Origin of the sequence: Streptomyces katrae (genome assembly GCF_000966975.1) — a bacterium.
GTDB classification, from domain to species: domain Bacteria; phylum Actinomycetota; class Actinomycetes; order Streptomycetales; family Streptomycetaceae; genus Streptomyces; species Streptomyces katrae.
Genome location: NZ_JZWV01000078.1, coordinates 1 through 1,732, shown reverse-complemented (window position 1 = coordinate 1,732; position 1,732 = coordinate 1). Strand labels below are relative to the sequence as shown.

Annotated in this window: 2 protein-coding genes and 1 pseudogene; all 3 read left to right on the top strand. The window is 72.5% G+C overall.

Translation table 11 applies throughout. The features are described from left to right. A pseudogene (locus tag VR44_RS43730) lies at window positions 1-163 on the top strand (UDP-N-acetylglucosamine 1-carboxyvinyltransferase); the annotation flags it as partial. Between the two features lie 309 nt (window positions 164-472). Then, window positions 473-943, top strand: a complete 471-nt coding sequence (locus VR44_RS04290) for a hypothetical protein (RefSeq protein ID WP_157880215.1) — start codon at window positions 473-475, stop codon at window positions 941-943. 121 nt (window positions 944-1,064) lie between these two features. Continuing rightward, window positions 1,065-1,732, top strand: a 668-nt coding sequence (locus VR44_RS04285; RefSeq protein WP_045946005.1) for a cytochrome P450, incomplete at its 3' end; no start/stop codon positions are given.

The following is a 1,732-nucleotide window of genomic DNA, read 5'->3' as shown; positions in this document are numbered from 1 at the left end:
CCCCCCGGCCCTGCGGCCGGCGGTGGTCGTCCTCCTGGCGATGATGGCGGCGGAGGGCACCTCGGTGCTGCGCAACGTCTACGTCATCAACCGCGGCTACGAGGAACTCGCGGAGCGCCTCAACTCGGTGGGCGCCCAGATCGAGATCTTCCGCGACATCTAGGGAGCCGGACGAGTACGGATCGAGCGCGGCCTGGACCGGATCCCGGATCCAGGCCCGTGAGACGACGCCCGTCCGCACCAACTCCAGGCCCCCGCCCCGGCATTGAGCCGGCCGGCGGGGGCTTCGGCATGTCCGTCTCCATGTTCGTACCGCCCGGTAGCCCTTGGACGTTTGTGTATCTTGAGCGCCACCCAGAGCTCTGGCATGCATTGCCATCCCGTCGACAGCCGACCGAGCCCCCTCCCGAATGGATCGGGAGGGGGCTCGTTCTCGCCCTGCCCACCCTCGTTCACCACCTGGGAGTTCCCCGTGACCAGACCGTTCCGCAGCCGGATGAAGACGTGCCACAAGGGTGCGCTCGTCGCCATCGCCGCCGTGCTGTCCCTCGCCGCCTGCGACCCCGCCACCCCCGCTGGCAGCCCGAGCGCCACGGCGGGCGTCAGCTCCAGCCCCTCGGCGATATCGAGCCCGAGCCCCAGTTCCACGCCCAGTCCTGCCACCACCCCCACCACGGCGACGCCGACCCCGCCGGCCCCGTCCGCCGCACCCCCCACCACGGCCGCTCCCGCCCCGGCCCCCGAGCGCCCGCACACCGAGGAACCGGCGCCGGAACCCACCAGGGCGTCGACCGACTGCTACCCGCGCTCCAACGCCGGGAACTGCTACAAGGCCGGCCAGATCTGCCGCAAGGCCGACGTCGGCACCTCCGGCCGCGACGCCGGCGGGCGGGCCATCTACTGCCGCCACGACAGCGGCGTCGGACAACGCTGGGGCTACTGACCCACCCGGCAGACGGAATCGCCCGGGGGGTCGGTAACCGGCCGCCGGGTGGGCCGCGTTCGCCCGGGAGGGCGGTCCGGCGGCAGAATCCCCTCGTCGGTACGGAGTCGAGGGGGCGGCCATGTCAGTGAGGGCGAGTGCGGAGACGGGCGCGGGGGCGGAGGTTCCCGTGCTGGAGGGGATGCCGGTACTCGGGTCGATGCTGGACCTGAAGACGGATTCCCTCGGCACCTATCTGCGCGCCCAGCGGCGCCACGGTGACGTGGTACGGATCGACGTCGGCCCGCCCGGGCTGCGCATGGAGATGTACTGCGTGTTCTCCGCCGAGGGGGCCCAGCAGGTGCTGGCCTCGGAGTCGGCCGGCTTCCGCAAGGACAACCCCTTCTACGAGGAGATCCGGGACTCCTTCGGCAACGGCCTGCTGACCGCTCAGGACGCGGACTACCTGCGTCAGCGCCGGCTGGTGCAGCCGCTGTTCACCCGCAGGCGGGTGGACGGCTACGCCGCGGCGGTCGCCGAGGAGACCGCCGGGACGCTGGCCTCGTGGGCGCGGGCCCGGGACGGGATCGTGGACGTCTCGGACGAGATGATGCACCTGGCGCTGCGCGCGGTCTCCCGGATCCTGTTCGGGGCCGACGTGGACGCCACCGTGGACGTGGTCCACCGGTGTTTTCCGGTCATCACGGAGTACGTCCTGCGCCGCGGCTACTCCCCCGTCAACGCCCCGCGCAGCTGGCCGACCCCGGGCAACCGGCGGGCCGCCGCCGCGTTGGAGGAGCTGTACGGGGT